The organism is Metapseudomonas resinovorans (genome assembly GCF_002003485.1).
In the GTDB taxonomy this organism is placed as follows: domain Bacteria; phylum Pseudomonadota; class Gammaproteobacteria; order Pseudomonadales; family Pseudomonadaceae; genus Metapseudomonas; species Metapseudomonas resinovorans_D.
Window position 1 is genome coordinate 126,997 of sequence record NZ_BDMA01000020.1, and the last position, 26,148, is coordinate 153,144.

General features: G+C 62.6%; 24 protein-coding genes. 8 read left to right on the plus strand and 16 right to left on the minus strand.

Annotation, left to right across the window (positions count from 1 at the left end; translation table 11 throughout):
• The first annotated feature begins 17 nt into the window (after nt 1-17).
• Both MnOB_RS06475 and MnOB_RS06480 read left to right on the plus strand, forming a co-directional pair.
• The gene (locus MnOB_RS06475) at nt 18-878 is read left to right on the plus strand and encodes a MaoC/PaaZ C-terminal domain-containing protein (RefSeq protein WP_077523201.1); all 861 of its coding nucleotides are present in this window, start codon (nt 18-20) and stop codon (nt 876-878) included.
• A 15-nt stretch (nt 879-893) separates the two neighbouring features.
• Complete coding sequence (locus tag MnOB_RS06480; RefSeq protein WP_077523203.1) at nt 894-1,724, plus strand: SDR family NAD(P)-dependent oxidoreductase; 831 nt, start codon at nt 894-896, stop codon at nt 1,722-1,724.
• 68 nt (nt 1,725-1,792) lie between these two features.
• Here the strand turns inward: MnOB_RS06480 and MnOB_RS06485 are convergent, their stop codons facing one another.
• Nucleotides 1,793-2,113, minus strand: a complete 321-nt coding sequence (locus MnOB_RS06485) for a 2Fe-2S iron-sulfur cluster-binding protein (RefSeq protein ID WP_077523205.1) — start codon at nt 2,111-2,113, stop codon at nt 1,793-1,795.
• A 182-nt stretch (nt 2,114-2,295) separates the two neighbouring features.
• Here MnOB_RS06485 and MnOB_RS06490 point away from each other — a divergent pair, with 182 nt between their 5' ends.
• The 3 genes from MnOB_RS06490 to MnOB_RS06500 all read left to right on the plus strand — a co-directional run bounded on the left by MnOB_RS06490 (nt 2,296) and on the right by MnOB_RS06500 (nt 5,035).
• Complete coding sequence (locus tag MnOB_RS06490) at nt 2,296-3,516, plus strand: cytochrome P450 (protein WP_077523207.1); 1,221 nt, start codon at nt 2,296-2,298, stop codon at nt 3,514-3,516.
• A gap of 32 nt (nt 3,517-3,548) precedes the next feature.
• Complete coding sequence (locus MnOB_RS06495; RefSeq protein ID WP_077523209.1) at nt 3,549-4,304, plus strand: SDR family oxidoreductase; 756 nt, start codon at nt 3,549-3,551, stop codon at nt 4,302-4,304.
• 113 nt (nt 4,305-4,417) lie between these two features.
• Complete coding sequence (locus MnOB_RS06500) at nt 4,418-5,035, plus strand: TetR/AcrR family transcriptional regulator (protein ID WP_077523211.1); 618 nt, start codon at nt 4,418-4,420, stop codon at nt 5,033-5,035.
• Nucleotides 5,036-5,132: 97 nt separating this feature from the next.
• On the opposite strand, the gene MnOB_RS06505 is transcribed toward MnOB_RS06500, so the two are convergent.
• The 5 genes from MnOB_RS06505 to MnOB_RS06525 all read right to left on the minus strand — a co-directional run bounded on the left by MnOB_RS06505 (nt 5,133) and on the right by MnOB_RS06525 (nt 12,071).
• Nucleotides 5,133-6,320 carry a CaiB/BaiF CoA transferase family protein gene (locus tag MnOB_RS06505; protein ID WP_077523213.1) on the minus strand — a complete coding sequence of 396 codons (1,188 nt, stop codon included), beginning with the start codon at nt 6,318-6,320 and terminating at the stop codon, nt 5,133-5,135.
• 29 nt (nt 6,321-6,349) lie between these two features.
• Entirely contained in the window at nt 6,350-7,840 is a 1,491-nt protein-coding gene (locus MnOB_RS06510; protein ID WP_077523215.1) for an aldehyde dehydrogenase family protein, read from the minus strand.
• Nucleotides 7,837-9,504, minus strand: coding sequence for a GMC family oxidoreductase (locus tag MnOB_RS06515; RefSeq protein WP_077523216.1), 1,668 nt, complete (start codon nt 9,502-9,504; stop codon nt 7,837-7,839). Before MnOB_RS06515 ends, MnOB_RS06510 begins: the two co-directional genes overlap by 4 nt.
• A gap of 98 nt (nt 9,505-9,602) precedes the next feature.
• On the minus strand, nt 9,603-10,799 hold the full coding sequence (locus MnOB_RS06520; protein WP_077523218.1) for an ABC transporter substrate-binding protein: 1,197 nt from the start codon (nt 10,797-10,799) through the stop codon (nt 9,603-9,605).
• An 87-nt stretch (nt 10,800-10,886) separates the two neighbouring features.
• The gene (locus MnOB_RS06525; RefSeq protein ID WP_077523220.1) at nt 10,887-12,071 is read right to left on the minus strand and encodes a thiolase family protein; all 1,185 of its coding nucleotides are present in this window, start codon (nt 12,069-12,071) and stop codon (nt 10,887-10,889) included.
• A 242-nt stretch (nt 12,072-12,313) separates the two neighbouring features.
• Here MnOB_RS06525 and MnOB_RS06530 point away from each other — a divergent pair, with 242 nt between their 5' ends.
• Both MnOB_RS06530 and MnOB_RS06535 read left to right on the plus strand, forming a co-directional pair.
• Entirely contained in the window at nt 12,314-13,939 is a 1,626-nt protein-coding gene (locus MnOB_RS06530; protein ID WP_077523222.1) for an AMP-binding protein, read from the plus strand.
• Between the two features lie 12 nt (nt 13,940-13,951).
• The gene (locus tag MnOB_RS06535; protein ID WP_077523224.1) at nt 13,952-14,827 is read left to right on the plus strand and encodes an alpha/beta fold hydrolase; all 876 of its coding nucleotides are present in this window, start codon (nt 13,952-13,954) and stop codon (nt 14,825-14,827) included.
• Nucleotides 14,828-14,909: 82 nt separating this feature from the next.
• Here MnOB_RS06535 and MnOB_RS06540 read toward each other — a convergent pair whose 3' ends face one another.
• A complete protein-coding gene (locus MnOB_RS06540) occupies nt 14,910-15,773 on the minus strand; it encodes an acyl-CoA thioesterase (protein ID WP_077523226.1) in 864 nt (287 codons plus the stop codon).
• A 101-nt stretch (nt 15,774-15,874) separates the two neighbouring features.
• Between MnOB_RS06540 and glcE the strand changes: the two genes are divergently transcribed.
• Nucleotides 15,875-16,882, plus strand: coding sequence for a glycolate oxidase subunit GlcE (gene glcE, locus MnOB_RS06545; protein WP_077523228.1), 1,008 nt, complete (start codon nt 15,875-15,877; stop codon nt 16,880-16,882).
• Here glcE and MnOB_RS06550 read toward each other — a convergent pair.
• From MnOB_RS06550 to MnOB_RS06590, 9 genes are all read right to left on the minus strand, one after another.
• Nucleotides 16,879-17,331 (minus strand): PaaI family thioesterase, encoded by a 453-nt coding sequence (locus MnOB_RS06550; protein WP_077523230.1) that lies wholly within the window; start codon nt 17,329-17,331, stop codon nt 16,879-16,881. The two genes, glcE and MnOB_RS06550, sit on opposite strands and share 4 nt — an antisense overlap.
• An 11-nt stretch (nt 17,332-17,342) precedes the next feature.
• Nucleotides 17,343-18,665 carry an MFS transporter gene (locus MnOB_RS06555; protein WP_077523232.1) on the minus strand — a complete coding sequence of 441 codons (1,323 nt, stop codon included), beginning with the start codon at nt 18,663-18,665 and terminating at the stop codon, nt 17,343-17,345.
• A 167-nt stretch (nt 18,666-18,832) separates the two neighbouring features.
• Nucleotides 18,833-20,482, minus strand: a complete 1,650-nt coding sequence (locus MnOB_RS06560) for an AMP-binding protein (RefSeq protein ID WP_077523234.1) — start codon at nt 20,480-20,482, stop codon at nt 18,833-18,835.
• Nucleotides 20,483-20,486: 4 nt separating this feature from the next.
• A complete protein-coding gene (locus tag MnOB_RS06565; RefSeq protein WP_077523236.1) occupies nt 20,487-21,317 on the minus strand; it encodes an SDR family NAD(P)-dependent oxidoreductase in 831 nt (276 codons plus the stop codon).
• Between the two features lie 12 nt (nt 21,318-21,329).
• Nucleotides 21,330-22,103 (minus strand): SDR family NAD(P)-dependent oxidoreductase, encoded by a 774-nt coding sequence (locus MnOB_RS06570; protein WP_077523238.1) that lies wholly within the window; start codon nt 22,101-22,103, stop codon nt 21,330-21,332.
• 70 nt (nt 22,104-22,173) lie between these two features.
• The gene (locus MnOB_RS06575) at nt 22,174-22,917 is read right to left on the minus strand and encodes an SDR family NAD(P)-dependent oxidoreductase (protein ID WP_077523240.1); all 744 of its coding nucleotides are present in this window, start codon (nt 22,915-22,917) and stop codon (nt 22,174-22,176) included.
• 2 nt (nt 22,918-22,919) lie between these two features.
• Complete coding sequence (locus MnOB_RS06580) at nt 22,920-24,218, minus strand: acyl-CoA dehydrogenase family protein (RefSeq protein ID WP_077523242.1); 1,299 nt, start codon at nt 24,216-24,218, stop codon at nt 22,920-22,922.
• A 33-nt stretch (nt 24,219-24,251) separates the two neighbouring features.
• Nucleotides 24,252-25,316: a phosphotransferase family protein gene (locus tag MnOB_RS06585; protein ID WP_077523244.1), complete on the minus strand. Its 1,065-nt coding sequence runs from the start codon at nt 25,314-25,316 to the stop codon at nt 24,252-24,254.
• 103 nt (nt 25,317-25,419) lie between these two features.
• Nucleotides 25,420-25,929 (minus strand): MarR family winged helix-turn-helix transcriptional regulator, encoded by a 510-nt coding sequence (locus tag MnOB_RS06590; protein WP_158713771.1) that lies wholly within the window; start codon nt 25,927-25,929, stop codon nt 25,420-25,422.
• Between the last annotated feature and the right edge of the window lie 219 nt (nt 25,930-26,148).

The following is a 26,148-nucleotide window of genomic DNA, read 5'->3' on the forward strand; positions in this document are numbered from 1 at the left end:
ACCACAGGAAGACCAAGATGGCCATCGACTACGAAAAACTCCTCGACCTGCAGATCCCTGACACCCAGCAGACCTATACCCACAAGGACAGCATCCTCTATGCCCTGAGCCTGGGTTATGCCAGCGACCCGCTGGACGCCAGGCAGTTGCCCCTGGTCTATGAGGCCGACCTGCACGCCGTGCCCACCATGGGCGTGGTCCTTGCTCACCCCGGCTACTGGCCCAGGACCATGAACACTGGTCTTGACTGGGTACGCATCGTCCACGCGGAACAGGGCTTGACCCTGCACAAACCGCTACCGGCCGAAGCACAAGTGATAGGAAAGTCGCGAGTGGTGGACATCATCGACAAGGGCGCCGACAAGGGTGCGCTGATCACCTATGAGCGACGCATCCTCGAGCGCGCCACCGGCGAGCCCCTGTGCACAATCACCCAGACCATGCTCGCCCGTGGTGACGGCGGCTTTGGCGGCCCGCAACGTAGCGTCGCGCCACCCCCGACGGTCCCGGAGCGGCCCGCGGACCACTGCGTGGACCTGGCGAGCCTGCCAAACATGGCACTGCTCTATCGGCTCAACGGCGACTGGAACCCGCTGCACGCCGACCCGGAAGTCGCACGCAAGGCTGGTTTCGAGCGCCCCATCCTGCATGGCCTGGCGACCTGGGGCATCGCCGGGCGCGCCATCATGCAGGCGGTGTGCGATTTCGACGGCAGCCGCATCGCCTCGATCTTCGGCCGGTTCACCGCGCCAGCCTATCCAGGCGAAACCTTCCGCACCGAAATCTGGGTCGACGGTCGCACCCTGGCCTTCCGAGTTCGGGCCGTGGAGCGCGACGTTATCGTAATTAACAACGGCCGCGTCGAGCTGCGCGCCTGAACTGAGGGATATTCCATGACACCCAAGGATATTCAACTCGATGGCAAGGTGGCATTTATCACTGGAGGCGCCGGTGGAATAGGAGCGGGTATCGCCCGCAACCTGGCTAATTTTGGCGCTTTGGTGGCCATCGCCGATATTGATGTGGAAGGCGGCGAGCGCCTGGTGGCAGAGATTCGAGAACAGGGCGGGGACGCGCTGTTCTTGCAGACCGATGTCAACCATACCGAGCAGATCAGTGCGTCTGTCGAGGAGGCGGCCCGATACTTCGGGCGGCTCGACATTCTCGTGAACAATGCGGGCGGCGTGCGCAGAAGGCCGTTTCTGGAACAGACGGAAAAGAGCTGGCGCAAGCACATCGACTTCAATCTGATCAGCACCCTAGCGGCGACTCAGGCAGCGGCCAAGGCCATGGTCAGCTTCGGCCGCGGCGGCACCATTATCAACGTTGCCAGCAGCGAGGGCCTTCGGGCAGCGCCGGGCTTCGCCGTTTATGCGGCCTGCAAGGCAGGGATGATCAGTTTCACCCGCTCCATGGCGCTGGAACTGGCCGAGCACAATATCCGCGTGCACGCCCTGGCTCCGGACATGATCCTCACACCTGGCCATGCGCCCTACTTCGAGGCGGCAGGCGAAGCCGGACGCGCCGCTCGCGACCGCTACATCCCTATGGGGCGTGTCGGCACTACAGATGAACTGGCGGGAGTGGTGATCTTCCTAGTGTCCAACCTGGCGACTTTCGTCACCGGCCTGACCCTGCCGGTAGACGGCGGCGCCATCGCATCCAGTGGCTGGACACGTTCGCCGGCGACCGGAGCCTGGGACCTTTACCACGCACCGGAGTGACGGCTTCGCGCAGGTCGGCCCCCGCTTGCCGACCTGCGACCCTCCTGCCCTGGCAGTCACTCACAGTCTCAGAGCTGAGACACCGGCAGCTTCACCACCAGCCCATCCATCGCCTCACTCAACACCACCTGGCAAGCCAGCCGGCTGCTCGGCAGTACGTGCAAGGCGCAATCCAGCATCAACCGTTCCTCCTCGACGGGCTCCGGCAAGGCTTCCGCCCAGGCGCCCTCAACATAGCAATGGCAGGTGGCGCAGGAGCAGCTGCCGCCGCAGTCGCCGAGAATTCCCGGTACCAGGTTGGCCAGGGCCGCCTGCATCAGTGACTGGCCAGCTACCGCTTCAATTCGGTTCTGCCCGCCATCGTACTGGATGAAGGTAATGGTCGGCATGGAGAATCCTCCGGGGCTGTTGTTTTTCGTTCCCGGTTAGTAATATAACTAAGTATTCGCCAGTTTTCCAAGCGGACCGCCAAGCCGATTTGCAGCCGTGAATGGTAAAGGCGAAGAAAAGCTATCAACGCTGGCGAATCACGAGGGCTTACCCATCACAACAACAATACGAGGGACCCATCATGACCGCTCCACTCAGCGAACTTCCGGGGCACGTACCCGCCGACCTGGTTCGCCACTTCGACCTCTATGAACCCATCGAGGGAGATGACGATTACCAGACCTGGTTCACCAAACTGCAGGCCGCTGGCACGCCTGACATATTCTGGACGCGGCACAATGGCGGCCACTGGGTAGTGACCCGGGGCGAAGACTTCGATCACGTCCTAAAGACCCCCGAGACTTATTCTTCGCGCATCAACGTGGTACCGCGCGAGCGGCTCATGCCTATCGTCAGCAAGCCGATCCAGCTGGACCCACCGGACCATACCCGCTACCGCAACCTCCTTACACCGGCCTTCTCCCCCAAAGCGGTCGTACCCCTGGGCGAAAAAGCGCGGGCGCTGACCATCGAGCTGATCGAAGGATCTCTTGCCCGTGGGCGATGCGAGTTCGTCTCGGAGTTCGCCCGCCGCTTGCCGATCGGTATTTTCATGGACATGGTCGCCCTGCCGACTGCAGATCGTGAGCAGTTGTTGGAGTGGGTGGACGAAATGATCCGGCCAACGCAGGTGGACAGCCTCGACGCTGGTAATCAACTGATGCGGTACGCCTTCGACAAACTTCAGGAGCGTCGCGCCGAGCCGGGTAGCGACCTGCTCTCGGGGCTGACTCGGGCCCAAGTGGACGGCCACCCCCTGCAGGATGAAGAACTGGTGGGCATGTTCTTCCTGCTGTTGCTGGGCGGACTGGACACCGTGGCCGCCATGCTCAGCTTCATCATCCGCCATCTGGCCTCCCATCCGGAGGCGCGCCGCGAGCTAATCGAGCACCCCGAGCGAATTCCCGCAGCAGCAGAGGAACTGATGCGGCGTTTTCCGATTTCCACTCTGGTGCGCGTGGTAACCAAGGATCACGAATACAAGGGCATCGCTTTCCGCGAGGGCGACCTGGTACTGATGCAGACCTCTGCCCATAGCGTCGACGATCGCTTGTTCAACGATCCGCTGGCAGTGGACTTCGAGCGCAAGGTGGTGTTCCACGGCACTTTCGGCAGCGGCGCACACCGCTGCATCGGATCAATGCTGGCGCGCGTCGAGGTCCGTGTGTTCCTTGAAGAGTGGCTCAAGCGCATTCCCGAGTTTCGCCTCAAGCCAGGCCAGCCCTTGAGAGTGGAGCCCGGCATGGTGCTGGCCATGCCGCGTCTTGAGCTCGAGTGGGATATCACCGAAAGCCGCCCCTGAGCCCTATCGAACAACAACAAGAGGCTATTCCCATGAGCACATCGAGTCTGCAAGGCAAGGTTGCAGTGGTAACCGGCGGCGCGCTTGGCCTTGGTCGCCAGGTCACCGCCCAATTGTTGGAACAAGGCGCTCGCGTCGCCATCCTCGGTCGTACCGCCGCAACCCTGCAACGCGCCGCCGACGAACTGGGCGAGCACCTGCTGCCCGTGGTAGCGGACGTTGCCGACCCTCAACAGGTGCGGCACGCGTTTGCCAAGATCGTCACGGCGTTCGGTGGTGTCGATATCCTGGTCAACAACGCCGCCGTCTACCAAGCCTTCGGCCTGGACGAGGCCAGCGACGAAGAGTTGCAAACCACTTTCGCGGTCAATGTGCTCGGACCAGCCTACTGCATACGCGAGGTGATCCCTCTGATGCGCCAGCGCGGTGGTGGTGACATCGTCAACGTTTCATCGGAGTCGGCACGTGCTCCCTTCCCGCTATTGGCGGCCTACGCCGCCTCCAAAGGCGCGTTGGAAACTCTGTCCGCTGGGCTTCGCAACGAACTCCGGGCGGACGGCATCCGAGTCACCGTGTTTCGGTCCGGGCACATGAACGGCGACAACGCCAGCGTGCACTCCTGGCCCGAGGGCCGTCTCCAGCGTTTCCTCAAGGCGATTGAGCTTTCCGGGCACGGCCGCTTCGTTGGTGCAGGCATGGCACCACAGACAGTCGCCAGGGCGTTGGTCTCGACTATCGCCCTGCCTCGCGAGGCGAATGTCGACTTTCTTGAGGTGCGTCCGGCCTAACGACATGGCGGCACCATTGCTCCGCTGGGCCGCCAAGCGATAAGCACCGGACAGTACTTTGCTGGCAGAATGTCGTACGCCACGAAACATTTTTCAGAAGAAGAAGGCATTTCATGTCCGTCAAACCCAGAGGGCGGCCCCGCAAGGAGCTCGACGTCCCCCTGCTAGAGGCCGCAGCAGCCGAGTTCCTCGAACATGGCTACACCGACGCCAATATCGAACGCATCGCCGCCGCGGGCAACACTACCAAACCGGCACTGTACCGCCGCTATCCGAGCAAGGAAGCGCTTTTCGAGGCGACCCTTAGCCACCTGGCGAAGGACTTCGAGTTCGATCTAGGCTTCCTCGACCCGACCCGACCGGTGGAGGACGCACTGTATGATCTTGGCCGACTGTTCTACGAGAAGTTGGGCACCGCCAAGGTAATTTCCATGACCCGCCTGAGCGCATTCACCAGTACTCGCTTCCCTGAGCTGATCCTGGCGTTTCGCGCCGAGGTGATGAAGGGCTTCATGGGTCCCCTGACCGCCTACTTCCAGTGGCTCAACGACCAGGGGGTAGTGCACATGCGAGATACCTTGGATGCCGCCATCATCTTCACCACCCTCACAGGTCGCCCTCACGAGCGGCTGATGGGTGTGGTGATGCCCGAGGAGAAGGTAGAGCCTTATCTTCGCGAACTCGTGCGATTCTTCCTTGCCGGATACGCGCCGGGAAAACCTCGGACTTAGCTCGGCGACCAAGCTGCAAAGCCCGACATTTGCCGGGCTTCGCTCCGCTCAAACCTTCTTCTGGCGAGGTCTTCCCGACCGGCGAGAGTAGAAAGCGCTATTTGACTGCTTCCAGCTTCCGCAAAGCCACCAGTTCGTTCTCCCCCACTCCTATTTCACGAAGCACTTCATCCGTGTGCTGGCCGAATCCGGGCCCCATACGGAGCTCGCCCACGGGCCGCTCATCGAACTGGGCGGGCGATACGCCCGTCAGGTAACGGTCCGCCACCGAGCTTACGAAGCCGTTCTGCAGCGCCTGGGCGTCGGTCAGCACCTCGTCCGGACTCTGGACAGGCGCCCAGACACCTTCCAGGGACGCAAGGCGAGCGCACCAGTCGGCGTAGTCGCGACCGGCGAAAACCTCGTTGAGAACGGCGATCAACACCCTCGAGTTCACATGCCGCGCCGGGACATCCACGAAGCGCGGGTCATCCAGCAGATCCGGACGTTCTACGTGCGCGACGAAGTCAGGCCACCATTTGTCCATCAGCAGACACAGGCTGATCCAGCGCCCATCGCGGGTGCGATAGTTGTTGGCCAGGGCGAAATCACTGTCCGCCTGGGCCTGCACCGGGATCGTCGGCGCACCGATGCTGGTCGCCAGCAGGGATTGCGACATCAGGTAAGTGCCCACCATGTAGAGGGCATTGTCCACCACAGCTCCCTGCCCCGTGCGCTCACGACGGAACAGCGCCGCGGCTATGGCACCGGCCAGCGTGACGCCGCCGGTAAGATCGCCGATGGAGCCGGGTTGGCGCGGCGGCATATCTCCCGGCAGCGTCTGGCCATTGGCGGCGCCCGCGCGGCACCAGGCTGAGGGATAATCGAAGCCGCCGTCATTGGCCAGCGGCCCTCGAAGGCCGTAGCCGGTGCCACGGGCATAGATCAGCCTGGGATTTCGGGCGAGCAGGTCGGCCGCTTCTATTCCCAGCTTCTGCCGGGCGTCCGCGCGCAGGTTGGTGAGGAAGACATCGGCGCCGTCGATTAGCCGGTACAGCTGCTCGCGGCCTGCCGCCTGGGTAAGGTCCAGGGCAATGCCGCGCTTGCCACGGTTGGCTGCCTCGAAGAAGGGATTGATAGCACCATCGGCCCCCGGCAACTTCATATGGCGCGCGGCGTCACCTCCCTGGGCGCGCTCCACCTTGATCACATCGGCGCCCCAGTCGGCCAGCACCATGCCGGCGGCCGGCACGAAGGTGTGCTCGGCCACTTCGATCACCCGTATTCCATTCATCACGTCGTACATGGTCTGCCTCGCTGTGGATGCTGGTCTTATCAGCCGATGGGATAGGTGATGGACTTCTCCAGCAGGAACTCATTGAGCCAGTCCTTCCCCAACTCCCGGCCGATGCCCGAATGCTTGAAGCCACCAAAGGGCGCCTTGACGAAGAAGTCGCCAGTGCCGCCATTGATGGATACGCCACCGGTACGCAGCTTGAGTGCCATGCGGTACGCGGTAGCACGGTCGGCGGACATTACCGCGCCACTCAGGCCGAACTTCGAGTCGTTGGCCAGGCGGATAGCTTCGTCGTCGCTGTCAAACCCGATCACGACTCCGATTGGGCCGAACACTTCCTCCTGGGCCAGCGTCGAGCTGTTGTCGACGTTGTCGAACAGGGTCGGCTCGTGGAAGAAACCACGCGGCAGGAACGCCGGGCGCCTGCCACCAGCCACCAGGCAGGCGCCGGCGTCCAGCCCCATCTGCACGAACTGCTCGGTCTTCTGTCGCGCACTTTCACGAATCAGCGGCCCCACCACCACGCTGGGGTCAGCCGGGTTACCCAACTTGAACTGGCCCAGCACCGCCTTGACCGTCTCGACGAAAGCCGGGCGGATCGAGTTGTGCACCAGGTAACGGGTCAGCAGCGCACAACCCTGACCGGCATGCAGAGACATGCTGAAGGCAGCGGTGCCGGCAGCCTTGAGCAAGTCGGCGTCTTGCCGGACGATCAGCGCCGACTTGCCCCCCAGTTCCAGGTGGACCTTCTTCAAGGTGCCGGCGGATTGGCGGAGGATCGCCTGCCCCACCTTGTCCGAGCCAGTGAAGGTCACCAGGTCGACACGCGGGTCTTCGGTGAGCATGGCGCCCACCTCAGGCCCGCCATTGATCACACTGAGCACGCCATGGGGCAACCCGGCCTCGACTATCATCTCGCCCAGCAGCAGCCCGGAGAAGGGAGTGAACTGGGAAGGCTTGATCACCACGGTATTGCCCGTCAGCAAGGCTGGCACCGCCTTCACCACATTGAGCAGGAAGGGATAGTTGTAGGGCGTGATGCCCACCACGACGCCGTAGGGCTCATGCACCACCATACCGGCGGCCAGAATCTCGCCCCCCGCCGGGTCAAAGGGGTTGGGTTTGAGTTCGATGGGCGTACCGTGGGGCTCAAGCTTCTCGGCCAGGCTGATGGCGTAGTCGATGGCTTCGATGGCGCCATTGAACTGGGCGCTGTTGAGCAGCAGCTGGGCCGCGCCAACCTCGGCGATCAACAGTGCCTTGATGCGTGCCTCGCGCGCCAGGATGGCAGCGCGCATGCGTTTGACGGCGGCGATCCGCTCGGCCATCGGCAGGCTCGGCCAGGGTCCCTGGTCGAAGGCCTGGCGCGCCGCAGCAAGTACCATTTCCACTTCAGCACGGCCAGCTAGCGGTGCCTCGCCGATGACTTCTTCGGTGGCCGGATTGAGGATGGGCTCGTACCCCTGAGTCGGCAGGACCCATTCGCCGTCGATGAGGAAGGACTTGATATCGGTGTATGGAACACTCATTGCTGCTGACCCTCAAGTTCGTGGAGTTCCAGGTGGCGCGGCGCTGCATTGGCCCGGCCGATCCCGGCCCCCGCCTGGATGATCTCTGCGGCACGCAGGGCAATGGCCATGGCCGGCGCATTGGTATTGCCGGACACCAGAGTCGGCATGATGGAGGTGTCCACCACACGCACGCCGCTGACACCTCGCACGCGAAGCTCGGGGTCAAGCACGGAGGCGGTATCCCCGCCCATTCGGCAGGTGCCGGATACGTGGTAAGCCGTCTGGCCGATGGCGCGGGCGGCGTCGAGGACTTCCTCGTCGCTCTGTGCGGCCCTGCCGGGGATATCCTCGCTGACGATGTAGGGCGCCAGCGCCGGCTGGGCGCAGAGTTGGCGCACCCAGCGTATCAGGGCGATGGCGGCGGCCTGGTCGACCTTCGAATCCAGGAAGTTGGCGTCTATGACCGGCGGCACGTCCGGATCGGCGGAGCGGATGCTCAACTGGCCCAGACTCTCCGGGCGCATGAAGTAGCAGTAGAAAGTCAGGCCCGGTAGTTTCTCCGGCACCACTGTTTCCCCCTCCTGCGCCAGCGAGTGCAGGCTGACGCCGATCTGGGCATCGGCACGGTCCAGCTCCGGTCGGGTCTTGATAAACCCGCCGGCCTCATGGGCGGCGTGAGTGAGCGGACCACGGGAGTGGGCGTAGTACTTCCACAGCGAACCCAATAAACCCAGGCCTCGGAAGCAATGGTTCAGGCTGCCGCCAGTGACCCGGTACTGCATGGCCAGGCAGACATGCTCACGCAGGTTACGCCCCACGTTCGGCGAGTCGCTGATCAGTGGGACACCGTGCTCAGCCAGTAGCTCGGCCGGACCAACGCCTGAGAGTTGCAGCAACTTGGGCGACTGGATGGCGCCGGCGCTGAGGATCGCTTCACGACGGATTCCGATCTGCCGCTCACCGCGTTTGTCGCGAACCTGCAGACTGACAGCGCGTCGCTCGCTGAAGTTGATCCGCAGAACCTCGGTGCCAGTGAGAATGCGCAGGTTCGGGCGCTTGCGGATGGGATGGAGAAAAGCCCGAGCCGCGCTGAAGCGCTTGCCCTGCCAGGTGGTCTGTGGCTGGTAGCCGAAGGCACCCTGCTCCACCGTAGCCACGTGATTAGTGTCTGATACCCGCTGCACACCAGACTGTTCGGCGGCCTGGATCACCGCCTCGCAGAGCGGCGAGCCCGAGGGATGGATGGAAACTTTGAGTGGGCCGCCGGCGCCGCGCGCCTCCGAAGCGCCAAGCTGGTGGTCTTCCAGGGCGACGAACTGACGGGCCATGTCCTTCCAGCCCCAGCCGGTGCAGCCGGCCGCTTCCCAGGCGTCGTAGTCGGCCGGCGTGCCGCGGACGTAGACCATGCCATTGATGGAGCTGGAGCCACCGATGGCGCGCCCTTTGAGCCAGACCTCAGCGGGCATTCCTTGACCCCGGGACACCTGGTAGTCCCAGACGTGCGGATTGCCCGGAGCCAGCAGCTTGCCGATGCCACGCGGCATCCTGATCAGCGGGCTGCTGTCGTCCGGGCCACTTTCCACCAGCAGGACGGATACCGACGGATCTGCGGATAGCCGGTTGGCCAGTACGCAGCCAGACGACCCCGCCCCCACGATGACGTAGTCATATTGCTCTTGCATGGAAGGCACCTGATTGTTGTTATTTTACGTTACCTGTAAGTAACATATCATCAGTTTTCAGGCTTTGCCACTGCCTTCCTACGGAACGGGTGAGCCAATCACTCTGGCCCTTCCGGACTACGCTCCCAGAGCACTTCCTTGACTGTTGGTGCCGCCACCTCGCCTTCCATCCAGTACAGGATGTCGAAATAATCCTGCTTCAGTTCGTCCTTCAGAACCTCTTCTCGTTGCTTGACCTTGACGACATACATGCCCTGAACGTTCTGGTGATCCAGTGCGCGCCATTTCTGTTCGTCCTTGAGCAGACGATAACTGTGATCTTCCAGAGCGGCGATAACGGCCGAGGACTCTGCCGAACCAGCGCGCGTCACAGCTTCGGCCCACTGCCGGACAATGCCGTAGGCCGACGCCGCGGCGCTTGACGGGTAGCTCTGGTAGCGGCCGCTATAGTCGACAACAAAGCGTTTACCCCGCAGGTTTCTCTCACGCTCGGGGACCCGCCAGGTCCAAGTATCGGTGCCAATCACACCACTCATCAGTGTCGGCCCGGCCTGGTCGACCACGTCCTGATTGAGGTTGGGCACGACAACCAACATGCGGTCCTTGAGTTTCAGGTGGTCGACCAAACGCATGGCATTAACCACGTCTGTACCGTAGAGCATGAGGATCAACACCTCGGCATCGCTCTGCGCCGCCTGCTTGAGCGCATCGCGATAGTGTCGCTGGCTGGACAGGTCGCGGCCGCGCGAAGCCTCGCCCAGGCTACCGCTTCTACCATTGGGGATGACGTCGTCGCTGGTGATGATGAAATAGCGCTTACCCGGCAGAGTGGTCTCCAGGTATTCCATCAGCAGGTTGTTGGCCATCCGAGCACTTGCCCCTTCGCGGAACAGGTAGGCATGGCCAGCGCGGCCAGTCACCCGATTGGCGTAGGCGGTGGGCACGAAGTACGGCAAGCGCAATTGCCGGGCGCGCTCGCCGGCGGCAATAACCTCGTCACTGGATGCACCGCCCATCAGCATTACGGCACCGTCGGCAGCCAGGCGCTCGACATTCTCCGCCGCCCGCTCGGGTGTGGAGCCGCTGTTGCGGCTGACCAGCTTGAGCGGCCGCCCCAGAATGCCGCCCTCTCGATTGATCTCCTCCACTGCCATCAGCGCCCCGCGCTTCTGTGACAGCCCCTCCCACTTGTAGCTTCCGGTACTGGGGTAGCTGAGACCAATCACTACGGGCTCTGCAGCGTAGGATTGGGCTTGCAGCCAGAAAAAAGACAATGCGGCGGCCAGGACTCTCATGTCCGTCTCCTTGAGATTGTTGTTCTTGTCGTTATCTCGCACGCGCCTGGTAATCCCGCCCGATGAGGGCGGGCCATCATCCAGGAGTCACTCTCGCGACAGCAGCACAGCACCGGCCAGCGGCCCGCCACCATTACTGGCCACGGCAAGTTTCGGAGCACCCGGCACCTGGCGTGCCTCGCCCTCACCGCGCAGCTGTACTACGGCCTCGTGCACATGGCCGAGACCATGCAGGCGCCCGGCGGAAAGCTGTCCGCCGTGGGTAGCCAGGGGCAGCTCGCCGTCGAGTGCAATGCGCTGGCCACCCTCGACGAAATCTCCCGCTTCGCCCCGGCCGCAGAAGCCCAACCCTTCCAGCCAGAGCAGGGAGAGGAAACTGAAGCCGTCATAGAGTTCGGCGAGGTCAACGTCCGCTGGTTTGTAGTCTGTCCGGCTCCACAGGCGTTTCCCGCAGGCTTCGGCTGAATACCGGGTGAGGTCATCCATCTGGTCCCAGGCATCACGACCGCTGAAGGGGCCGCAGATGGACTCGACATACACTGGTTTACTGCGCAGATCCGGCGCCGTGTCGCGGTGCGAGATAATGAGCACGGTGGAACCATCCACCGGCACATCGCAGTCGAACAGGCACAGCGGTGTTGAGATCATTCGCGAGGCCATGTACTGGTCCAGGCTCAATGGGTCACGGTAGACCGCCTTGGGATTGAGCATGGCGTTGCGCCGAGCGTTCAAGGCGATGGCCGCCAACTGCTCGCGACGGGTACCAAACTCATGGAAATAGCGGCTCGCCGCAAGGGCAACCCAGTTAGCTGCGGAGGCCGCCTGGAAAGGCACCAGGAATTCGGCGAAACCCGACACCCGCGCTGCCGCACCTCCCACGGTGCTGGAGCGCACACCCTGCGCCAGGGCGCTCGATTCGGTAACGGTACGGAAGCACAGCACATGGCGCGCCTGACCAGAGGCCACGGCCATGCAGGCATTGATCAGAGCACTCATCTGGGTAGCCTCGTTACCCGCGCAGTACCAGTTCAGCTCCAGCCCGAGGGCCTCTTTGACCTGGCCGATGGACACCGGCGAGAAGGCTGGCATATCGGCGCGATAGCCCGGCCAACTGGCCACACCGTCTATCTGGCTGCGGTCCAGGCCGGCGTCTGCAAGCGCCGCGAACACGGCTTCAAGGGTAAGATCCAGACCTGTGCGCCCCAGCCTGCGCCCCACGGCCGACTGGCCGATGCCGGAAATGATCGCTGTTCGTTCCAGAGCCGACACCATGGAGCTTCCTCTTTGCTTGTTATCGGGTTTCAGGCGGGTTCAGGGGGACTCTTCGAGAGAGTATTGACCCCCCATCCAGACTGCGGCAGACTCTAAAAAATGTCAAACAGTCAGTTTTTAACTGCCAATGGCCATAGCGGCCAATGCTAAGGAAACCTGACTGCAGGCCATGGTAGCGGGACTGCCTCTCGATCCAGGCTCGACGAGAGGCACCTACAAAAACAACATCGAGGTCCAGATATATGTCAACACGCGAACCCGGCTGGAGCACTGATCAGGTCGACACCATCAATGCAGTGCTGCAACGCTCGACTGAAAAGTATGGTGAACGCAAGTTTCTCGATTTCCTCGGTGAGACCTACAGCTTCGCTGATCTCAACCGGACCGCTTGCCGCCTCGCCAATGGCCTGCGCGCCCTGGGGGTGAGCAAGGGCCAGACCGTAGTTACAATCCTCGACAACTCGGCCGACGCAGTATGCATCTGGTTCGCCATCAACAAGCTGGGCGCCATCAGCGTACCGGTGAACACCGCACTCAAGGGTGAGTTTCTCCGCCACCAGGTGTCGGACGCCGATTCGGTTCTGGTGATCGCGGAAAGCGACTATGCCGAACGCGTGGCGAGCATCGCCAGCAAGTTGCCCAAGCTGGAAACCCTGGTCTATCGCGGCGCGGTACCGGACCTGGTGTTCGACAAGCAGCTACTGTCCTGGACAAGCCTGCTCAGCGATGACTCCAGCGAGCCTGGTGTGGATGTGCAGCCCGGAGACCTGGCCATGCTCATCTATACCGGCGGCACTACTGGCCCATCCAAGGGCTGCATGATCAGCCACAACTATGCCTGCAGCCTGGCCCGGCAAATGCTGGTGATCACCAATCGCCAGGAAGACACCATCACCTGGTCTCCGCTGCCGCTGTTCCACTTCAATGCGGTGGCGACCACCGTGCTGTCGAACATGATGGTCGGCGCTCAGGTTGCGCTTTATACCCGTTTCTCGGTTTCCAATTTCTGGCCGGAGATCGAGCGCACCGGAGCCAACGATGTGCAGCTGCTGGCCTCCATGATGCCGATGCTAGCCGGCGCTCCGGACAACGACTCGATGAAACGCTGCTTCGGCCAGCTCAAGGCGGTCTGGGGTGCGCCCTTCCCGGTGCCGGTGCAGCAGCAGTGGAAAGAACGCTTCGGTGTCACTCACACCATCTGTGGCGGATTCGGCCTCAGCGAATGTTCGCTACCGACCATTCTGCCCTTCGGCACGCCGATGCGCCCGAACAGCTCCGGCAAACGCAATACCGAGTACTTCGACGTGCGCATCGTCGACGACAACGATGTAGAGCTGCCGCCCAACACCCCCGGCGAGATCATCGTCCGCCCGCGCAAACCCCACGTGATGTTCGAAGGCTACTGGAAGCGCCCGGAGGACACTCTCAAGGTAATGCGCAACATGTGGTTCCACACGGGCGATATCGGCATGTTCGACGAGGAGGACTATTTCTACTTCCTCGATCGCAAGAAGGACTATCTCCGTCGCCGGGGAGAGAATATTTCCAGCTTCGAGGTGGAAAGTGCCTTCCTCCAGCACCAGGCGGTGGACGAAGTGGCCGCCCATGCAGTGCTCTCCGATCTGGGCGAGGATGAGCTGAAGGTGACCATCACACTTAAGCCCGACGCAGTACTGAACGAGGTAGACCTGTGCCACTGGGCGGCCGATCAGATGCCCTACTATGCGGTGCCGCGCTATATCGAGTTCCGTAGCGCCCTGCCGAAGAGCCCGCTGGGTCGCGTCTACAAGTTCCAGCTGCGTGATGAGGGTGTCACCGCCGGCACCTGGGACCGTGAGAAGGCCGGCTTCAAGCTGCAGAAACGCTGAGGGGCCGCCGCGATGAAAGTGCAGGCCTGGTTCAAGGGCGCCAATGGCAACCGCCTGGCGGCGGACCTTTCAGGTGCGGAGGATGCCCCCACGGTCATCCTCCTCCACGGTGGCGGACAAACCCGCCACTCCTGGGCGCGCGCCCACCAGGTCCTGGCCCAAAAGGGCTACCGCGTAGTGTCGATCGACGCCCGCGGTCATGGCGAATCCGATTGGGCAGCAGATGGCGACTACAGCCTGGAGGCCCAGGTCGCCGATCTGCTGGCGGTGATCAAGGCCCTGGGTGGTCGTCCGGCCCTGGTCGGCGCCTCCATGGGCGGCACCCAGTCGCTGGTGGCATGCGGTCGATATCCCGAAATCGCAAAGGCCCTGGTTCTGGTGGACGTCACGCCGCGACTGGAGCCCGAGGGAATCGAGCACATCGTCGGCTTCATGTCCCAGCACCGGGACGGCTTCGCCTCTCTGGAAAAGGCCGCTGAAGCCGTTGGGGCCTACAACCCCAACCGCCCTCCCCCGCGCGACCTCAGCGGCCTCGCCAAGAACCTGCGCCAGCGCGACAACGGCCGCTGGTACTGGCATTGGGACCCGTGCTTTATCGCCGGCGACCACGTGGACAAGGTAGCGCGCATCAGCCAGACAATGAAGGCGGCAGCCTCCACGGTCAGGGTTCCCACCCTGCTAGTGCGCGGTCGCCAGAGCGACGTGGTCAGCCCGGAAGGTGTGGAAGAGCTACGCAGCATGCTGCCGCACCTGGCCTACGTGGATATCGAGGGCGCCGGTCACATGGTCGCTGGCGATAAGAACGACCACTTCAACTCGGCCATCATCGACTTCCTGCGGGAACACCATCCGTTGATACAGGACGAGCAGGCAGAAGTAGGGCTGTAGTTTTCGAAGTGCTGCAATCCCACATTGCCCACCGCCCCTCTCTCAAGAAGAGAGAGGGGCCACCCAACCAAATAGACCCGCTCTACTCGCGCTCCCCAACAAGGCAGTCCTGGGCAATGGATGCCACCAGGTTACGCGACTTGTCGAACACCCGGGCCTGTGTAAGTCCGCGTCCCCTCTGCATGCTTGGGCTTTCGCAGACAAACAACAGCCAGTCATCGGCAACAAGCGGTCGATGGAACCAAAGGGAATGATTGAGACTGGACACGAATAGCCGCTCCCGCGCCTGTTCGATGGGCACGTGATAGCTGATAGCTGCCGAGTTGATCCAGTAGTCGCTCAGATACGCCAGGACTTGAGCGTGCAGGGCAGGAGATGATGGCAGGCTCTCGCGCAGTTTCAGCCAGTAGGCGATTGCTGGCTCTTCGGCACATTGGCGCAGGTAGTGTTGCGGCTGGACAATGCGCAACTCCACGAACGGCCTGACAAAGCGCGCCCAGCGGCCGTCTTCGACGACATCCAGCGCCAGCAGTTGCTCCGGCCCGGGCAGTTCAGTCGCGGTTTCCATATGGAAGAATCCGCTGATCGGCGCCTGCAGCGTGACCTGCGCATCCACCACCCGGCGTTCGCCCTGCTGACCGCTAACATGCAGGCTGGTAAAACGTTTTCCTTGCTGCAGGGGCGTCACCCTATAGTGCAGCGGTTGGTCTGTGCGCGCGCCCTGGAGGAACAGACAATGCAGTGTCGCGGGCACCAGCTCCGGGTCGTAGCACTGGGCGACGGCCAAGGCCTGTCCCAGCAATTGACCGCCAAATACTCGGCCATTGAGGTTGGTGTCATGAGTGCTGGCGAGGAACGACCCCGGAGTCTCCCGCTCCAGCACGAACAGCTCCGCTAAGCTCTCCTGGCTCCAGTTTCTGGGCCTTACCACTGCTTCTGCAGTCATGAAACGTGTACTCCGAAAACTGGCTCTCGCGCCTTGGTTGATGGTCTCGAAACTAACCAATAAACTGACACATAGTCAATTATTAGAAAGCCAGGACAGTGATGAAGGAACACGACGCCACCACGCAGCTGATCGAAACCATTTGTTCCGCCAAGGCCAGGAATGCCAGGTTGAGAATCAGGGGGGGTGATAGCAAAGGCTTTCTTGGCCTGAGCAAAGTCGGAGAATCCCTGGACAGTCGCAATCACAACGGCATCCTCGAACTCGATCCCGCACAGTTCTGGATTCGCGCTCGGGCTGGCACCTCATTGCGAGCACTCAACGCCACGCTGGATGAATACGAGTTGATGCTCGCCTTCGAGCCTCCGGCCTTCTCGGCAGACGCCACGGTCGGTGGCATGGTCGCCACTGGCCTGGCAGGCCCTCGTCGCCCCTGGGCCGGGGGGGTGGCGGAGCACGTCCTAGGGGGTAGCCTGATCGATGGGGATGGCCAGCTGCGCCACTTTGGCGGGGAAGGCATTCCAAGCCGGCTGGTGGCCGGCAGCCTGGGCCGCCTGGGCTTGATCTCCGAGGTATGTCTGCTAGTGCGACAAAAGCCTCGTCGGACGCTCAGTCTTCGTCTGGAAATCAGCCAGTCCTTGGCGCTACGCCAGTTCCGGACCTGGATGCGCTATCCCTCCCCGCTCAGCGGCGTATGCCACACCGGCGATGCGCTTTACCTGCGCCTGGAGGGCACCCCGGAAGCCGTGCAACGGGCAAGGAGCCTGATCGGAGGCGACGAAACCAGCTCCAGCCTGTGGGATGATCTGCGCGAGCAGCGCCTAGGCTTCTTCCGCGACCCGCGCCCGCTCTGGTGCATCCAAGTGGGTGCAGATGCGCCACAACGGGAGCTACCGGGGGCGGTGCTACTGGATTGGGGAGGAGCCCAGCGCTGGCTGAAGAGTGCCGAGCCGACACTGGTGATTGAGCGCCACGCCCAGGCACTGGGTGGCAGGGCGATCTGCTTCACGCCGGATGGTTGCGCGCCCGGTCTCAGTCAGCTGCCGGAAGCAGAGGACATGCGGGCGCTCCGCAAGCAGCTGGACCCGCAAGGTCTGTTCGCCGGCTAGGCCGCCGGCGACTTGCGATTCACGTACTTGAAGGTACCCGACGCGGTAGCGAGCAGCTCTCCCGCCTCATTGCGCACCTCACCGTCGCAAAATGCCAGGGACTTGCCGCTGGAGCGCAGGAATCCCCGAGCGACCAGCAGGCCACCAACGCCGCCACCAGGGCGCATGAAGTTGGTCTTGAGCTCCACGGTGACACAGCTGCGGCCACTACCGTGCCCCAAGGTGCAGCAGGCCAGTACGGCATCCATAAGGGTCATCAGCAATCCACCGTGCGCGGAAGCTCCACCGTTCATGTGGTGATCCTTAAGACGAAGGCGCAAAGTGGCACCCTCCTCATCGAACTCCGGTGTGCCAAAGATCTCGAGGTGGGTCAGCAAGGGATCCATACCTTGTTGCGGCGGGACACTTGCCACATAGGTGCTCACTTCCTGGGCGTTTCTGCCGCTCATCTATGCACTCCTTAAGCCTGGCTGCGGGACAGGCCCGACAGATCGTCGCCTGACTGATCAGCAGCCTGCTGAGCTGGCGCTGGCTCGTCGAATTTCGGGTATCGACCCAGAGTGAGTATCAACACTGAGCCCAGGGCGAACGTGATGACACAGTGGGTGAGCAAGCCGGAGTAGGAACCGGACTGGGCGTAGAGATAGGCAAAGTACAGCGGTGCCAACGTAGCCCCCAGACCGATGAAGCCCATGTGCAGACTGAAGATGCGGCTGTAGTCACGCATACCGAAGTAACGCGCCATGAGAAATGCGGCGATGTCCATCTCCGCCCCCGCACCTACACCTACCAGGACCGAGGCCAGCATCAGGCTGGTCATGTGGGTATCCGCTCCGGCGAACATCAAGCAGCCAAAGGCGGGCAACACCAACACCACGAAGGCAACCCCCGGGGCCCAGAGGCGGTCCACCAGGTAACCCACCACCACCCGACCGAGGATCAGGGAGATGCCATAGACACTGAAAGCCAGTCCCGCATCGGTGGCTGACAGGCCCTTATCACGCAACATGGGGACGGTACTGGTGACCATGCCGATCATCGAGGTCACCGAAAGCACCAGAGCCAGATTGCACAGCCAGAAACGCGGCGACACTGCTGCCTGACGCAGGGACATGCCTGGGAGCCGGAGAACAATTCCGGGCTCGGAGGCAACGCGGGTAATCGGGCTATCGTTACGCATCCACAGCAGCGACAGCGGCCATGTAATCAGCAGCGGCATGGCGCCCAGCACCCAGAATCCGGCACGCCAGTCGGACTGGGCAATCACCCAGCTCAGCACCGGCGGCAGCACCAGAGCGGCTAGCCCCGTACCACTGAGGATGATGGCCAGGGCCAAACCGCGGTTGCGGTCGAACCAGAGGTTAACTAACTGTGTCCAGGTCACCATGGTGGTTCCCATGCCGACAAACGCCAGTAACGAGTAGCCGGCATAGAGCTGCCAGATCGGGCCGGTCATCAGGCTGATGGCGAAGTAACCGAGGGCCAAGGCAACCAGCGAGGAGATGGCCACCGGACGCAGGCCATAACGGCGGATCAGCCAACCACTGATTTGCACTGCGACGATGGTAAAGGCGAAGAGAAATGCGATGGCGGGCTGAATCTGCTCGCGGGACCAGCCGAAAGCCTCCTGCATTGGCAGTACCAGGGTACCGAACGAATACAGCGGAGCGACCCCCACCGATGTGCCAATACCGAGAAGTGCCAAGATGAGGATGCGCCAACCCTGGCGAAACTCGGTGAGGTCAATCGCCAGGGAAGGACCGGAATGGTGCTGGGAACTCATGCGTGGATACCCCGCTCAGCCTTGTAGTTGTTTTAGCCGGATTCTATACCCGCAAATTCAATAAATGACACTCTTTTATTTTTTGCATTTCAATGCGATCTGCGTGATCTAGTGCGGCGAAACTCATCAGCAGTCGCTGCTGGACAGGCATCGCCGCATTTCAGAGGTCAGCGTTTGGCAAAGGTCAGGTTTGCCTTGACCCGGTCCCAGGTCTGCGGGGTAACCCCGTCATCGCGTAGCTGGTACTTCAGGATGCGCCCTACCGGGCTGCGCGGCAGGCTGGTGCGGAACTCGATGAACCGTGGTACCGCGTAGTACGGCACACGATCGATGGCCCAGCGGCATAGATCCTCTTCGGTGAGCGTGCTGCCCTCACGCAACACGGCGGTTACCTTCACCTCGTCCTCCGACAGCTCGGAGAACACCGCATGGACCGCCACTTCCTCGATCTCCGGATGGGCGATGAAACTGCGCTCCATCTCGAAGCCGGAGATGTTCTCGCCACCACGACGCATGTAGTCCTTCTTGCGGTCGAGGAAGAAGAAAAAACCATCCTCGTCCATCTTCCCGATGTCGCCGGTGTGGAACCACATGTTGCGCATCACCTTGAGAGTGTCGGCCGGGCGGTTCCAGTAACCCTCGAACATCACGTGGGGTTTGAGTGGTCGCACGATCAGTTCACCGGGCGTGCCATAGGGCAGTTCGACGTCAAAATCATCGACCACCCGGATGTCAAACGAGTCGCAGCGCCGCCCGGCGCAGTTGGGTTTGTCCGGTTGGCCGAAGGGCAGCATGGTGACAATGGCGCACTCGGTAAGGCCGAAGCCGGCCCCACCTACCGTGTGGCGTACGCCAAAGCGTTCGCGCCAGCGAGACTGCAGCTCCGGGGGGAAAGGTGCCGAATAGACCTTGTTGAGCTTGCCGTAACAACGCTTCATGGCCTCGTTGTCCGGAGCGTCAGCCAACAGCGGGCCCATGGAAGCCAGCAGGTTGGCCTCGTTGGCGCCGCTGCGTTCGATATCGGCCCAGAATCCAGAAACCGAAAATCTCGGATAGATCACGGAGCGGGCACCGATCATCAGGTTGCACAAGACGGTCGTGACAGTCGCATTGAGGTGGAACAATGGCAGTGGCGTCCAGGTGATGGACTCAGGCGTGCGTCCGTGGGCTTCAATGATCTGCCGCGCCTCGTTGCAGGCATTGTTGTGGCTGATCATGCAGCCCTTGGATGGGCCAGTGGTGCCGCCGGTATAGATGAGCATGGTCAGGTCACTGGGTAACACCTCGACCTGGGGGTCGCTGCTGTCTTCGCTGCGCAGCGCCTCAAGGGAGACCAGAGTCTTCCCGCCGAGGTCCGTTGCAGGCGCAGCACCACGGTGGGCAATGTGCTTGAGGTTCGGCAGTTGGTCCTTTACCAGGGCAATGCGCTCGGCGTACTCGGTTTCGGCAATTACCAGCTCGGCGGTGGCGTCGGCAATCTGGTGTCGCAGGAATTCGCCCTTGAGGGCTGTGTTTACCGGCACGCTGATGGCGCCCAGCTTGTTCAGGGCGAACCAGAGCAATACAGCATCGGCGTTGTTGTCGAGAATGGTCACGACCGTCTGGCCCTTGACCACACCCAGGGCTTCCAGGCCGTTGGCCAGCCGGCAGCTTTCCCGCTGGATGTCGGCAAAACTGTAAATATCGCCCTGCACGTCGAGGAAGGGACGCTCGCCATGCTCCCGCGCTGCGCGGCGCACCACGTCGTTAACGGTGTCCATTTGGCCGACGGACCAGCCCGGCAGCGCCTTGTCGTTGAGTTGGGTGGAAAAGCTCATGGTTTCAGACTCCGGATGGGTATTGGCCGACCAGGCGTTGCCAGCGCTGTCCTGCCAGCGCCAGGGAACCTTCGTGGGTCAGCACGTAAAAGTGATCTTCGCGGATGGCCGCAAGCAGCGCTTCAGCTACGTCCTCGGCGCTCAGCGCTGCTTTTTCCAGCGCCTGTTGAGTGCCCTGCTGAAAGGCCAAGGCGGCAGCCGAGGGTTCAGGTGCCCGCGACAGGGAATGGTCGCGACCCGGTCCCGTGAGGCCGGTACGGACCAGACCCGGACAGAGCACCGAGACCCCGATACTCGTCCCTTCACTGGCAAGCTCCAGAGCCAGGGATTCAGACAGCGCCACAAGGGCCGACTTGGCCGCCACATATGGCGCAATGAAGGGAATAGCCATCAGCCCGCCCATGGAGGCGGTGTTGACGATGTGGGCTGCGCGGCCCTGCCGCAGCAGACGCGGCACGAAGCTATGCAGGCCATGGATAACACCCATCAGGTTGACGTCCAGCACCCGCCGCCAGTTGCCCAGGTCGTGCTCCCAGCTGTTCCTTGGCCGGTCGCCGGTGATACCGGCGTTATTGCACAGAATGTCCAGCCCGCCCACGGCATCTACTTGGCGAGCCAGGTCCTCCACCGATTCGGCATCGGAGACGTCAACGGGAATGGCCAGCACCTCGCCGCCCAGCCTTGCCAGGCTATCCCGTGCCACTTCCAACTCCGGTCCGGGCAGATCACCCAGCACGACACGCATGCCTTCACGCTGGAAGGTGCGCGCCATGGCTAGACCGAGGCCACTGGCCGCGCCAGTGATGACGACGGTCTTGTTCGCAAACTCGCGCATCGCTCACCTCCCTCAGCGGACCGGCACAGTGCCGCCGTCCACACAGAGGGTCTGGCCGGTAATGAAACGCGAGCCCTCCCCGGCGAGGAAGACCATTACTGGCGCTAGGTCCCGCTCGGCGTCTCCGAGCTTGCCACCCAGGGGGATGATGCGGCTGAGCATCTGGTCGTGGGCGGCGAGTTCCTCGGCACTCATTTTGGCCCGGTGGGCGTCGTACATGGGCGTCCAGATCATTGGCGCGAGAGCGTTCACCGTAATGCCGTGGCGCGCCCACTCCTGGGCCAGGGTGCGAGTCCAGGCCAACACGGCGCCCTTCGAGGCCGCGTAGTGGGCAGCGCCGGGCATGCCACCGAGGCCGGCAGCGGAGCCGAAGTTGATGATGCGCCCGCCCCGGTCCTTCAAGTAGGGAAACGCCGCCTGATTGGTGTGCAGCGTGCCACGCACGTTGACGTCGAAGATCAGGTCCCAGTCCGGCTGGCCTATGGACTCGGCCGGTGCTGTGCGCTCCACCGCCGCGACGTTGGCCAGCACATCGAGTCCGCCCAGCCAGCCCACGGCCTCGCGGAAGGCACCCTCCACTTGCGCCTTTTCAGCAATATCGCAATGGAGGAACAAGGCCTGGCCCGGATGGCTGGCCACCAGTTCATCGACCAGAGCCTTGCCCTGCTCATCCAGTACATCCAGGGAAACCACACGCGCGCCTTCCGCCACGTAGGCACGCACCACGCTGGCGCCTATGCCGCGGGCACCACCGGTGACGATCGCATTCCTGCCTGCCAGCTGCATGGCATCGACCTCTTGTTCTTGTTGTAAGGGAAGTTGATAACGCTCGTTGATGGGCGTCAGCCCACCATTCCTATGGCAAGCCGCCATCCACCTTGATCAGCGAACTGGTGGTGTAGGTGGAATACGGGCTGGCCAGGTAGAGCGCAGTGGTAATGATCTCCTCCGGCTGACCTGGTCGACCCAGCGCGTTGGCACAGCTCTGGCGCATGTCCTCGGTCCAGGCCTTGGCGATATCCGTAAGGAATGGGCCGGCAGAGATGGTGTTCACCCGTACCTTGGGCCCATATTCCTGGGCCAGGCCGACAGTCATTGCGTTTAGCGCGGCCTTCGCGCCGGCGTAGGGCACTATCTGCGGAGAGGGACGGATGCCACCGGTGCTGCTGATATTGATGATGGAACCACCCTCTCCCGCCGCCATACGCTGGGCTACCAGCGCGCTCAGACGGAAAGGTCCCTTGAAGTTGAGGCCGAGGACCTTGTCGAAAAGCTCCTCGGTCACTTCGTGGCTGGGCACCGCCGGAGACATGCCGGCGTTGTTCACCAGCACATCGATTCGACCGAACTCGGCATAGACCACATCCACCAGGCGCTCCACTTCCGCCCACTTGCCCACATGGCAGGCTACGGCCAACGCGCGCCGGCCCAGCGCCCGTACCTCCTCAGCCACGGTTTCGCAGGCGTCCAGCTTTCGGCTGGCGATGATCAGGTCGGCACCCCGCTCGGCAAATGCCTTGACCATCTGGTAGCCCAGCCCTCGGCTGCCCCCGGTGACCAGAATGACCTTGCCACTGAGGTCGAACAGCTTGTCGCTCATCTTTATTCCCCCAGGATGTCGGCGTAACGGTCACGGGCGGCGGCGATCTTCGGCGGCAAGTGCTCGGAGGGGAACAGCCCCTCGGCGGCCTTGTAATTGCGCAGCAGTTCGCGGGCGACGGTGATCTGGTGCACCTCGGTCGGACCATCGGCCAGCCCCATGGTGGGCACGTTGTTCCACATGTAGGCCAGGGGCGTTTCAAAGGTCGCACCGAGTGAGCCGTGCAGATGGATGGCGCGGCGGACGATCTCGTAGTAGATCTTCGCCATCGCCACTTTGACCATGGCGATATGGGCACGCGCCTTGCGCGGATCGCCGTGGCTGTTGTCGATGATCCAGGCGGTCTTCAGCACAAGAAGGCGGAATTGCTCCAGCTCGATCTGAGTGTCAGCGAGCATGGCCTGCACCGTGCCCTTCTCGGCCAAGAGGGTGCCCTGGGTGTATCGGCTGAGGGCGCGCTCGCACATCATGTCCAGCGCGCGCTGGCACTGGCCGACGGTGCGCATGGCATGGTGAATGCGGCCGCCGCCAAGACGTGCCTGAGCCACCGCGAATCCGCCACCGATTTCGCCGAGCATATGGTCCAGCGGCACCCGCACATTGTCATAGCGCAGGTAGCCTTCGGTTGCCTCATCCTGCTCCAGGCGCTCACCCATGTGCGGCACGTTGCGGATGATTTCCAGGCCCGGGGTCTCACGCGGCACGATGAACATGGACATGCGGTTCTGGATCGGCGCGTCCGGTGCGGTCACCGCCAGCACTAGGATGAACTCGGCGTAACGGGCATTGGAGGAGTACCACTTCTCGCCATTGATCACCCAGTGTTCGCCATCGCGCACGGCAGTCGTGGTGAACACCCGAGGATCCGCACCGCCCTGAGGCTCGGTCATCGAGAAGCAGGAGACGATGTCGCCATCCAGCAGCGGCTGCAGATAGCGCGCCTTCTGCTCGGGGGTGCCGAACATAGCGAGGATCTCTGCGTTGCCGGTATCCGGCGCGGCGGTACCGAAAACGGTGGGCGCCCAGAGGGATCTGCCCAGACGTTCGTTCATCAGCGCCAGCTTGAGCTGGCCATAGCCCTCCCCGCCCAGGTATGGATCGAGGTGGCACGCCCAGAGCTTCTGCTGGCGTACCTTCTCCTGCAGGGGCCTGAGGATCGCGCGGGATTTTTCGTGGCGGGTGTCATAGACCACGCTAACCGAGGGATAGAGCACATCCAGCGGCTCCACTTCCTCACGCAGGAATCGGTCGATCCAGTCCAGCTTGGCTTGAAATTCGGGGTCGGTGGAAAAGTCCCACATCTGTCATTCTCCAGGCAGTTTCGGCGGGCCGCATCAGGCGGCTGCGATGAGTTGTCGGGCCTTGGCCATCAGCCAGGTGGCGTAGTCGTGCAGATAAGCGCCCATTTCCTTGGGGGCCTTGCCGATCAGCGAGCGCGCATAGGTGCCTTCGAGCAAACAGGCGAGCTTGTAGCAGGCCAGCACGAAGAACCACGGCATGCTGGTCATGGAACGGCCGCTCAGTTCGCCGTAGAGGCCGATCAGCTCAGCGCGGCTCATGAAACCATCCCAAGGCTCCACCACCGGCTTGGCGCCAGCACCACCCTCGGGGTCACCCGGCTCGCGCCATGAGGTCAGCACCCAAGCCAGATCCAGCAGCGGATCGCCAAGGGTGGATAGCTCCCAGTCGATCAGCCCGGAAATTCGGGGGGCCTCCAGAGAGAACATGACGTTGGGCCACTGAAAGTCGCCGTGGATAATGCCGATGCGGCCGTCCGCGGGGACATTGTCGGAAAGCCAGCGACCCACCTCGTCGACATGGGGCAGAGAGGTCTCGCTGTAACCGGGGGTGTCTCGGTAACCGTCCAGTTGCGAGCGCCAGCGCTCCACCTGGCGACCGTGCCAATCATTGGGTCGGCCGAAGTTTTCGAGGCCGAGAGCCTGATAGTCCAGCCCACCCAGGGCAGCAGCGGCGCTGACGAACTCCTCCCCCATGCGCCGACGCCAGCTGGCATTCGTGGCATAGAGTCCCTGCAGTTGGCCCGCCGGAGAAAAACCCTCCAGGGGCTCCATCGCATAGAAGTTGACGCCCATCACCGAGCCATCGGTACTGGCCGCCAGCAGGCGTGGGTGGGGCACGGCGCTGCCTGCGATCGCCGCCAAGACACGAGCTTCTCGCGCCATGGTCTCGTTGCTGTTGGCGCGCAGATGACGCGGCGGGCGACGCAGCACGAAGCGGGCGTCGCCGCGCTGCATAAGGAACAGATTGTTCTGCGAGCCACCGGTGAGCTGGGTGACTTCTGTCACCGGACCACTACCAGGCAGGCCTGCTAACTCGATCCAGGGAGCCAGGGCCGCCCAGTCGAGAAGCCCGTCGAAATCGGGAAGGGTCGAAGTCATCTGGTTCGCTCCCTGACTACCCACACCGCCCGATTGGCGGAGCGGCGTGAATTGCTCGTTGTCGCGAACATCGACCTACCTCCCGTTTACCTGGTTCTTGTTGTTATGCCGGCCCTCCTGCGGACTGCTCTTTGTCCAGTTCGAGGTTCCGGCGTATTTGCCTCAGCACGCTCAGCGTCTGTTCCAACTCCACGACTTCCAGCCCACGGGAGATGCGCTCGGTCCACTCCGCGCTTTCCCGGTTAGCCTCTGCGTAGGCGTGGCGCCCCTTGTCGGTGGGCACCAACTGCTTGGAGGTCTTGTGATGAGGGTTGTCCACGTAGAGGACATGCCCGTCCTCCACCAGCACATCGGCCACCCGCTGCACCGCCTGGCGGCTATAGCCCAGACTGCGCGCAATTCGCGCCACGGTTGGCGGCTCCTGCGCCAGGACCACCGAAGCCAGGACGATGGTCTGGGCAGAACTACCCAGCGCCGCCGGCTTCCTCGCACTCATCACCCGACCATGCAGACGCAGCACCTCATCAACCAATTCGGCCAGGCGGGCACCCTGCTCGCTGTGGACCGAATGGTCGAACGTCACTGCACCACTCGTTTCGGACGTCTTGCTCAAACTATGACACCTCTTTTCCACATTGACAACATGCTGTCAATTTATCTCATATTGAATTTCCTTTGATCCGGCACGCCGGACTAGAGGGGAAGGCTATGCGGTGCTTCAACCCCGGGCAACAGGATTGAGAACGCGTCAGCCTATCCGTAGGGAAGCAAAGAGACGGATGCAGGAGTTGGTGGAGATGTGAAAGGCAGTCCCGGAGAACGACCGGGCCGG

What these genes read in the sequence shown, in the direction of transcription:
- MnOB_RS06475 (WP_077523201.1), top strand. Translation starts at nt 18, where the DNA reads ATGGCCATCGACTACGAAAAACTCCTCGACCTGCAGATCCCTGACACC.
- MnOB_RS06480 (WP_077523203.1), top strand. Translation starts at nt 894, where the DNA reads ATGACACCCAAGGATATTCAACTCGATGGCAAGGTGGCATTTATCACT.
- MnOB_RS06485 (WP_077523205.1), bottom strand. Translation starts at nt 2,113, where the DNA reads ATGCCGACCATTACCTTCATCCAGTACGATGGCGGGCAGAACCGAATT.
- MnOB_RS06490 (WP_077523207.1), top strand. Translation starts at nt 2,296, where the DNA reads ATGACCGCTCCACTCAGCGAACTTCCGGGGCACGTACCCGCCGACCTG.
- MnOB_RS06495 (WP_077523209.1), top strand. Translation starts at nt 3,549, where the DNA reads ATGAGCACATCGAGTCTGCAAGGCAAGGTTGCAGTGGTAACCGGCGGC.
- MnOB_RS06500 (WP_077523211.1), top strand. Translation starts at nt 4,418, where the DNA reads ATGTCCGTCAAACCCAGAGGGCGGCCCCGCAAGGAGCTCGACGTCCCC.
- MnOB_RS06505 (WP_077523213.1), bottom strand. Translation starts at nt 6,320, where the DNA reads ATGTACGACGTGATGAATGGAATACGGGTGATCGAAGTGGCCGAGCAC.
- MnOB_RS06510 (WP_077523215.1), bottom strand. Translation starts at nt 7,840, where the DNA reads ATGAGTGTTCCATACACCGATATCAAGTCCTTCCTCATCGACGGCGAA.
- MnOB_RS06515 (WP_077523216.1), bottom strand. Translation starts at nt 9,504, where the DNA reads ATGCAAGAGCAATATGACTACGTCATCGTGGGGGCGGGGTCGTCTGGC.
- MnOB_RS06520 (WP_077523218.1), bottom strand. Translation starts at nt 10,799, where the DNA reads ATGAGAGTCCTGGCCGCCGCATTGTCTTTTTTCTGGCTGCAAGCCCAA.
- MnOB_RS06525 (WP_077523220.1), bottom strand. Translation starts at nt 12,071, where the DNA reads ATGGTGTCGGCTCTGGAACGAACAGCGATCATTTCCGGCATCGGCCAG.
- MnOB_RS06530 (WP_077523222.1), top strand. Translation starts at nt 12,314, where the DNA reads ATGTCAACACGCGAACCCGGCTGGAGCACTGATCAGGTCGACACCATC.
- MnOB_RS06535 (WP_077523224.1), top strand. Translation starts at nt 13,952, where the DNA reads ATGAAAGTGCAGGCCTGGTTCAAGGGCGCCAATGGCAACCGCCTGGCG.
- MnOB_RS06540 (WP_077523226.1), bottom strand. Translation starts at nt 15,773, where the DNA reads ATGACTGCAGAAGCAGTGGTAAGGCCCAGAAACTGGAGCCAGGAGAGC.
- glcE (WP_077523228.1), top strand. Translation starts at nt 15,875, where the DNA reads ATGAAGGAACACGACGCCACCACGCAGCTGATCGAAACCATTTGTTCC.
- MnOB_RS06550 (WP_077523230.1), bottom strand. Translation starts at nt 17,331, where the DNA reads ATGAGCGGCAGAAACGCCCAGGAAGTGAGCACCTATGTGGCAAGTGTC.
- MnOB_RS06555 (WP_077523232.1), bottom strand. Translation starts at nt 18,665, where the DNA reads ATGAGTTCCCAGCACCATTCCGGTCCTTCCCTGGCGATTGACCTCACC.
- MnOB_RS06560 (WP_077523234.1), bottom strand. Translation starts at nt 20,482, where the DNA reads ATGAGCTTTTCCACCCAACTCAACGACAAGGCGCTGCCGGGCTGGTCC.
- MnOB_RS06565 (WP_077523236.1), bottom strand. Translation starts at nt 21,317, where the DNA reads ATGCGCGAGTTTGCGAACAAGACCGTCGTCATCACTGGCGCGGCCAGT.
- MnOB_RS06570 (WP_077523238.1), bottom strand. Translation starts at nt 22,103, where the DNA reads ATGCAGCTGGCAGGCAGGAATGCGATCGTCACCGGTGGTGCCCGCGGC.
- MnOB_RS06575 (WP_077523240.1), bottom strand. Translation starts at nt 22,917, where the DNA reads ATGAGCGACAAGCTGTTCGACCTCAGTGGCAAGGTCATTCTGGTCACC.
- MnOB_RS06580 (WP_077523242.1), bottom strand. Translation starts at nt 24,218, where the DNA reads ATGTGGGACTTTTCCACCGACCCCGAATTTCAAGCCAAGCTGGACTGG.
- MnOB_RS06585 (WP_077523244.1), bottom strand. Translation starts at nt 25,316, where the DNA reads ATGACTTCGACCCTTCCCGATTTCGACGGGCTTCTCGACTGGGCGGCC.